The following is a 3993-nucleotide window of genomic DNA, read 5'->3' on the forward strand; positions in this document are numbered from 1 at the left end:
CACCTCAAGGTAAGTGAGGATTTATTACCAGTGCTGCAAGATAGGAGTTTTATCCATATCATTGAATCAGAAAGGTTGTAGCCAAAACTTAAGCCTTGAACTAAAGTACTCGAAGAGAAGCCGCTTCGCGTCTAATCGAACAGCAGAAGGCAAAAGTGCGGCGAGGACAGGCGACTGTTAAGGTTGAAGATAAGCCAGAATCAGGAGTCCCGAATCAATCTACACCCGTCACCCAGATACCAGAAGTGCGTCACTCTTTTCAAGCGCTAATTGAGGAGAAGACAGCCCAGTTTGTTGGGCGTGAATTTGTGTTTCAGGCGATAGAGGAATTTCTGACAAGCCAGCCTAGCGGTTATTTTATTATTGAAGGCGAACCCGGTATCGGTAAAAGTGCGATTCTGGCTAAATACGTGCAGCAAACGGGATGTGTGGCTCATTTTAATATACGTTCTCAAGGTATCAACCGGGCTGACCAATTTCTGGAGAATGTCTGTACCCAACTGATTGCCCGTTATAATTTGCCTTATTCTTCCCTATCACCGGACGCCAAGCGAGACGGCAAATTTTTCAGCATTAGATTGCAGACTGGTAATTTCTGGCTCAAAAGACAAAACTATCAAAGTCTGGAGTCTGGAAACAGGAAAAGAACTTTTCACCCTTAAAGGTCATACTGATTCGGTAAACGCTTTGGCAGTAACACCAGATGGAAAGTGGATTATTTCTGGGTCAGACCAGTTAACATTTAGATTCACTATGTCTACAAATCCAATCATCACCCTATTAAGCGACTTTGGCATCAACGATGTCTATGTGGGAATTATGAAAGGCGTCATCGCCCAAATTAATCCAGCCATCACGATCATCGATCTCACCCACGAGATACCTAGGCAAAACATCGCCGCCGCCCGATTTAACCTGATCAACGCCTATCCCTATTTTCCCGATCGCACCATCCATGTCGCTGTAGTTGATCCCGGTGTCGGTAGTCAGCGCCGTGCGATCGCGCTACAAGTGGATGACGGTTTCCTAGTCGGACCTGATAATGGATTATTTAGCGGTATTTTAACCCAAAGTACGATTGTTTTTGCCGTTGAACTCACCAACCCAGAATTCTGGCGCACCCCCACCCCTAGTCAAACATTCCATGGTCGAGATATATTTGCCCCTGTTGGCGCACATCTTGCCAGTGGTGTTCCCTTAGACGACTTGGGATCAGTGATCGAACCTAGCACTCTGGTGCAATTGCCAATCCCGGAACTGACAAAAACCGCGACGGGGATCACGGGTTCTATCCAATATATTGACCATTTCGGCAACCTGATCACCAATATTCCCGCCGCTGACGTGACGGGAAAAAATTGGTCAGTCACCGTCAACCAGCGCCAGATCCCCACGGGTCAAACCTATAGCGATCGCCCTCTCGGAGAACTCATCGCCCTGATTGGGAGTCACGGTTGGGTCGAAATTGCGGTGAATGGCGGTAGCGCTCAATCCGAGTTGCAGTTAGATTTAGGGAAGAGGGTAGACGTGGCTGTCACCACTGAAATCAAAGGTTAAATTATATGAGGGAGATGAGGGAGGGTTTAGTCACATCTGGGTGAATTCAGAAACGATAATCGTGAAACCCACCCCTACAACCTTCAAAACTTAAAACTTTCCCAGCCCCTTCCTGGTATTGAGAGGAGATGAGATAAACATGGTATTACAACAACAATGGGACTCTGAGGTGTACCAGGGTCAATTTGGCGAATTTACGATTACCGACAGCGATCGCGTCGGCGTTATTGTATACCGCAGTAGCCTGATAATTGCGGCATTGAGCTTTGCGATCGGTAGTGGTTTGGTCTTGTGGCAACCGGATAATCCCACCATTTTAACTGCCCTCACGCCCCTATATGGCTTGTTCTGTGTAGCGTTAGGCGTAAGTTTGGCAACAATTCATATCTATTTAGCCCCCCTACACCGCCTCCTACAACTGTTTTGGGGAATTGGCACGATTTCGGCTGGCTGGTTCGCCATCCAGACTAGCGAACCCCTCGCCCTTTTCGTGTATAACCAACCCGTTACCCTGTTCGGGATTGGCTTTGTGTTTGTGGCGTTAACCGGGATTTACTTTAAAGAAGCCTTTTGTTTTAACCGCTTTGAAACCAAACTGCTGACTCCCTTAGTACCCGTCTTGTTACTGGGACATTTAGTTAATATGTTACCCGCCACGGCGGAACAGGTGCTTTTAGGACTTTGGACAGTTCTATTTTTAGTCTTTGCGGTGCGTAAGGCAATCCAGCCGATTCCTCCTGACATTGGCGACAAGTCAGTTTTTGCCTATCTTAAAGAACAACGTGCGGCTCACTCATAAGGATTAGGGAATAATAACCGATGAGCTTGCACAGGAAAGTCGCTATTGTTACCGGAGGCGGACAAGGGATTGGTAAGGCGATCGCGAAAGCCTTCTTAGAACAGGGAATGAACGTCGCGATCGCAGAAATTGATCCAGAAGCCGGAACAGCTACAGCCGCTGAATTTCAACCCCTTGGTTCAATTCAATTTATTCAAACGGATAGACGATTGGAATCACAAGCTAACGACTAGACATCAAATCCAATTAACCCCCAGGATCATCAACAACATCCGGCGGGTAGAGTGGGCAAACCCGAAGACATTGCCGCATTTGCCGTTTATCTCGCCGCTTCTCCAGCCACATTTATCACGGGTGCGAATTTTGTCATTGATGGCGGGATGACCAGAAAAATGATGTACTCGTAAAAAACGAGGGACAGTTTTTTAACCGAATTATTTAAGGCGTAATGTTTTGATAGTCCTAAAAAATACGCCATGATTTGAGTATAAATCTAATCCTATTTATAACTTTGTAATTGCCAATTATTAGGTAAGTCAACCCGATTATCGGCGGTGCTTTACCACTCTAAATCCTCAGAAAATTGTCATGGTAATAGTCATCATTATAAGTTACCTGATAGCCGAGGTTTTCCCTGTCGTGCTATCGGCTCAATTTTTCTCACCACTGACGCGGTTACAACTGAGTTCCCTACTTGCCTCAAAACCCTCTACATTCCCTTTAGAATCCATCAACGTCTTTCCACCTCCTCTAGGGGACATGATTGAAACGCGATGTCGAGAAGTCCCGACAGGCGTTGGTATTCCCGCCTTTCAGCCAGGAATTACCAAAGAAGATGTAATGCGTTTATTAGGTGCTCCCACCGGAACCGCACGCGGTTATTGGCCCAATACTCGTGCTGTTTTCTATGAATTAATACCGGATCAGATCAGCTTAGGTTTTCTATTTGACCGAAATTCTCTACGAATTCGACAAACCGAAGCCTCCTTTACGGCTGAAGTGGATTCCCAGACAGTATTGTTGACATTGAATGGAATGTTAGGGTGCAAGCTGAACCAGCAAATCCAACAGGGATTAGAACAAGTGTGGCAACGTCAATCTCGGCAGTTTTCCTTTCAGCTAGGCTATCTCGAAGGCGTGATTGAACGCCAACAAGAGGGACGAATCTATATCGGGATTTGGGAGGAAGATTTACATTGAAACCAGGAATAGGTGTGTAGGGGCGGGTTTTACAGATAACATTTTGCCACAAACCAACAACTTAACTAAACCCGCCCTCATCTTCCCCATCTCCTATATAGCAATTTCCGGTTTGATGCGATACATGGTTAAGGGCGCAAGCTTTGCGCCCCCTACATTGCTCCTACATTTAGGTGTACCTCACAGGCAGGGAAAGCGCGATATCCCTCATCCAAGGGTGTAGGGGCGGGTTTTACAGATAACATTTTGCCACCAACCAATAACTTAACTAAACCCGCCCTCATCTTCCCCATCTCCTATATCCCTTAACCGTGCTAGCTGACAAATTGTCCACTCCCCAAAGCTAACCGTTGCCCAATCTTGGTTAAGTTAAACCCCTATGTCATAGTCAATTCAGCAACTTGTCCTGTGTATTTTCTTCCCATGGAGTCAGCCGT

Annotated in this window: 5 protein-coding genes and 1 pseudogene; all 6 read left to right on the forward strand. The window is 46.3% G+C overall.

Annotated features, from left to right (window positions below; genetic code table 11):
• Positions 1–504: 504 nt before the first annotated feature.
• A pseudogene (locus tag ACLFWI_RS27915) lies at positions 505–690 on the forward strand (WD40 repeat domain-containing protein); the annotation flags it as partial.
• Between the two features lie 63 nt (positions 691–753).
• Entirely contained in the window at positions 754–1557 is an 804-nt protein-coding gene (locus tag ACLFWI_RS27920; protein ID WP_446415647.1) for an SAM hydrolase/SAM-dependent halogenase family protein, read from the forward strand.
• A gap of 139 nt (positions 1558–1696) precedes the next feature.
• A complete protein-coding gene (locus ACLFWI_RS27925; protein ID WP_446415644.1) occupies positions 1697–2356 on the forward strand; it encodes a DUF2301 domain-containing membrane protein in 660 nt (219 codons plus the stop codon).
• 20 nt (positions 2357–2376) lie between these two features.
• A complete protein-coding gene (locus ACLFWI_RS27930) occupies positions 2377–2589 on the forward strand; it encodes an SDR family NAD(P)-dependent oxidoreductase (protein WP_446415645.1) in 213 nt (70 codons plus the stop codon).
• A gap of 12 nt (positions 2590–2601) precedes the next feature.
• Positions 2602–2763, forward strand: coding sequence for an SDR family oxidoreductase (locus tag ACLFWI_RS27935; RefSeq protein ID WP_446415648.1), 162 nt, complete (start codon positions 2602–2604; stop codon positions 2761–2763).
• Positions 2764–2944: 181 nt separating this feature from the next.
• A complete protein-coding gene (locus ACLFWI_RS27940) occupies positions 2945–3556 on the forward strand; it encodes a hypothetical protein (protein WP_446415646.1) in 612 nt (203 codons plus the stop codon).
• Positions 3557–3993: the final 437 nt, after the last annotated feature.

Origin of the sequence: Coleofasciculus sp. (assembly GCF_046539235.1) — a bacterium.
Lineage (GTDB): Bacteria > Cyanobacteriota > Cyanobacteriia > Cyanobacteriales > Coleofasciculaceae > Coleofasciculus.

Excerpts from the sequence above, each read along its gene's own strand:
- ACLFWI_RS27940 (WP_446415646.1), top strand. The coding sequence starts at position 2,945 with ATGGTAATAGTCATCATTATAAGTTACCTGATAGCCGAGGTTTTCCCT.
- ACLFWI_RS27920 (WP_446415647.1), top strand. The coding sequence starts at position 754 with ATGTCTACAAATCCAATCATCACCCTATTAAGCGACTTTGGCATCAAC.
- ACLFWI_RS27930 (WP_446415645.1), top strand. The coding sequence starts at position 2,377 with ATGAGCTTGCACAGGAAAGTCGCTATTGTTACCGGAGGCGGACAAGGG.
- ACLFWI_RS27925 (WP_446415644.1), top strand. The coding sequence starts at position 1,697 with ATGGTATTACAACAACAATGGGACTCTGAGGTGTACCAGGGTCAATTT.